Annotated in this window: 3 protein-coding genes; all 3 read left to right on the top strand. The window is 74.9% G+C overall.

What is annotated here, in order from left to right; translation table 11 throughout:
* The 3 genes from ACTIR_RS27845 to shc are packed head-to-tail and all read left to right on the top strand — an operon-like array spanning position 1 to position 3,163.
* A complete protein-coding gene (locus ACTIR_RS27845) occupies positions 1-132 on the top strand; it encodes an FAD-dependent oxidoreductase (protein WP_411431334.1) in 132 nt (43 codons plus the stop codon).
* Positions 129-1,136 carry a polyprenyl synthetase family protein gene (locus ACTIR_RS0115400; RefSeq protein ID WP_026454949.1) on the top strand — a complete coding sequence of 336 codons (1,008 nt, stop codon included), beginning with the start codon at positions 129-131 and terminating at the stop codon, positions 1,134-1,136. The genes ACTIR_RS27845 and ACTIR_RS0115400 overlap by 4 nt, the downstream gene beginning before the upstream one ends.
* Positions 1,133-3,163, top strand: a complete 2,031-nt coding sequence (gene shc, locus ACTIR_RS0115395) for a squalene--hopene cyclase (protein ID WP_233345920.1) — start codon at positions 1,133-1,135, stop codon at positions 3,161-3,163. Before ACTIR_RS0115400 ends, shc begins: the two co-directional genes overlap by 4 nt.
* The last annotated feature ends 80 nt before the right edge of the window (positions 3,164-3,243 follow it).

Here is a 3,243-nt window from a genome sequence, read left to right as displayed (position 1 = left end):
CTGCCCGGTCTCGTCCTCGCCGGGTCGTGGACCGCCACGGGCTGGCCCGACACGATGGAGGGTGCCGTGCGCAGTGGACACCGCGCCGCCGACCTGGTCACCGCGCCGTCGACGGGAGGTGCGTGCCCGTGACCGGCACACTCCCGTCCGAGGTGGACGCGACCCGGCACCTGGTGCGGCCCGCGCTGCGGGAGGCGGTGCAGCGCCTGGAACCCGACCTGCGCGGGGTGGTGGCCTACCACCTCGGCTGGACCGACGAGAACGGTGTCCCCGTCGACGGGGACGGGGGCAAGTCGCTGCGCCCGGCCCTGGTGTTGCTCGCCGCGCAGGCGGTGCGCGCCCGACCCGAGGCCGCGCTCCCCGGCGCGGTGGCCGTGGAGCTGGTGCACAACTTCTCCCTGCTGCACGACGACGTGATGGACGGTGACACCGAGCGCCGACACCGCCCGACGGTGTGGCGGCTGTTCGGCACCCCCACCGCCATCCTGGCGGGGGACGCCCTGCTCACCCTCGCCGTCGAGGTGCTGGAGGAGGCCGGTGACCCGGCCGCGACGGGCGAGCTCACCACCGCGGTACGGCGACTGATCGCGGGGCAGAGTGCCGACATCGCGTTCGAACGCCGCACCGAGGTCGGCGTGGACGAGTACCTGCGGATGGCGGACGGGAAGACGGCCTCCCTGATGCGGTGCGCCACCGCGCTCGGGGCGGTGCTCGGCGGGGCCCCCGACGGGGCGGTGCGGGCGCTGGGCGAGTTCGGACGCGACCTGGGGATGGCCTACCAGCTCGTCGACGACCTGCTCGGCATCCGGGGCACCCCGGAGGTGACCGGCAAACCCGTCCTGGCCGACCTGCGTGCGCGCAAGAAGTCCGTGCCCGTCGTCGTGGCCCTGGAGTCCGGCACCGCCGACGGGGCCGCACTCGCCCGCGGGTACCGCGACGACCGTGCCCCGTCCGAGGACGATCTGCGCACGATGGCCGCGCTGATCGAGCGGACCGGGGCGATCGACTGGACGCGGCGGCGCGCGCACCGCTACCTCGAACACGCCCGGTCCTGTCTCGACCGGGTCGACGTCCCCCCGGCGATTCACGCGGCTCTGTCCGGACTCACCCAGTTCGTCGTGGAGCGTGACCGATGACCGATGTCCTGCCCGACCGTCCGACCGCCCGCTCCGACCGTGCCACCCGCCCCGGCGGTACCGCCGGACCCGACCACCCCGACGGTGCCGACGGCGCCGCGCACCCGACGGACCCGGTCGGGGTCGATCCCGCAGGTGGCGCCGTGGAGGTGGAGGTGGCCGGGGCGGTCGACCGTGCCCGGGCCCACCTGCTCGCCGCCCAGCACGAACAGGGCTGGTGGAAGGGCGAGCTCGCCACGAACGTCACGATGGAGGCCGAGGACCTGCTGCTGCGGCGGTTCCTCGGCATCGACGACGACACCGTCACCGGGGAGACCGCCCGCTGGATCCGGTCCCGGCAACGGCCGGACGGCACGTGGGCGACCTTCCACGACGGGCCCGCCGACCTGTCCACCACGGTCGAGGCGTACACCGCGCTGCGCCTGGCGGGCGACCCGGTCGACGCCGCGCACCTGCGACGTGCCCGGGAGTACATCCTGGACAGTGGCGGCATCGAGGCGACCCGGGTGTTCACCCGCATCTGGCTGGCGTTGTTCGGGCAGTGGTCCTGGGATGACCTGCCCGTGCTGCCCCCGGAGATGATGCTGCTGCCCGACTGGTTCCCGCTCAACGTCTACGACTGGGCCTGCTGGGCGCGGCAGACGGTGGTGCCGCTGACGATCGTGTGCGCGGCCCGCCCGCACCGGGACCTCGGGGTGGACGTCCGGGAGCTGCGCACCGGGGCGCCCGCGCGGGCGGCGGACCCGCCGCTGAGCTGGGCCGGCCTGTTCCACGGGCTCGACGGCGTGCTCCACCGACTGGAACGGTCCCCGGTGAAGCCGCTGCGCGGGTACGCGCTGTCCCGGGCGGAGCAGTGGATCCTGCGGCGGCAGGAGGCCGACGGCGGCTGGGGCGGGATCCAGCCCCCGTGGGTGTACTCGATCCTCGCGCTGCACCTGCGGGGTTACCCGGTGGAGCACCCGGTGCTCGCCAAGGCGCTCGACGGCCTGGAGAGCTTCACCGTCCGGGAGGACACCGACGACGGCCCCGTCCGCAGGCTGGAGGCGTGCCAGTCGCCGGTGTGGGACACCGCGCTGGCCGTGACCGCGCTGCTCGACTCCGGGACCCCCGCCGACGACCCCGCCCTGGTCCGTGCGGCGGACTGGCTGCTCGACGAGGAGATCCGGGTGGGCGGCGACTGGCAGGTCCGCAGGCCGGACGTGGCCCCGTCCGGCTGGGCGTTCGAGTTCGCCAACGACCACTACCCGGACATCGACGACACGGCCGAGGTGGTGCTGGGCCTGCGCCGGGTGCGGCACCCGGAGCCGGAACGCCTGCGCCGGACCGTCGACCGTGCCACGGAGTGGCTGGTCGGGATGCGCTCCGCCGACGGCGGCTGGGGCGCGTTCGACGCGGACAACACGCGGACGCTGTGCGAGAAACTGCCGTTCTGCGACTTCGGCGCGGTGATCGACCCGCCCTCGGCCGACGTCACCGCGCACGTGGTGGAGATGCTGGCCGCCCGCGGGCTGGCGGAGTGCGACGCGGCACGCCGGGGCGTGCGGTGGCTGCTCGACCACCGGGAGGCGGACGGATCGTGGTTCGGCCGGTGGGGCGCCAACCACGTGTACGGCACCGGTGCCGTCGTCCCCGCGCTCGTGGCGTGCGGGATTCCGCGCGACCACGACGCCGTCCGGGGCGCCGTGCACTGGCTGACCGCGCACCAGAACCCGGACGGCGGTTGGGGTGAGGATCTACGGTCCTATGTGGACCGGGCCTGGGTCGGACGGGGGACCTCCACCCCCTCCCAGACCGCGTGGGCGCTGCTGGCGCTGCTCGCGGCGGGGGAGTACGGCCCGGTGACCCGCCGCGGGGTCGCCTGGCTCGTCCGCAACCAACGCCCCGACGGCGGCTGGGACGAACCGCAGTACACCGGCACCGGCTTCCCCGGCGACTTCTACATCAGCTACCACCTCTACCGGATCGTGTTCCCGCTGACCGCGCTCGGGCGCTACCTGGAGGTGACCGGCCGTGCGCACGACGGGTGAGCCGGGCGTGCTCGTCACGGCCCTGCCCGTGGAGGCGGCGGCCGTGCGCACGTCCCGGCCGGGGCTGCCCGTCGTCCGCG

Origin of the sequence: Saccharomonospora iraqiensis subsp. iraqiensis, from assembly GCF_000430445.1 — a bacterium.
In the GTDB taxonomy this organism is placed as follows: Bacteria; Actinomycetota; Actinomycetes; order Mycobacteriales; family Pseudonocardiaceae; genus Saccharomonospora; species Saccharomonospora iraqiensis.
Note: the sequence above shows the minus strand (reverse complement) of the source record. Positions and strands in the feature narration are given on the sequence as shown.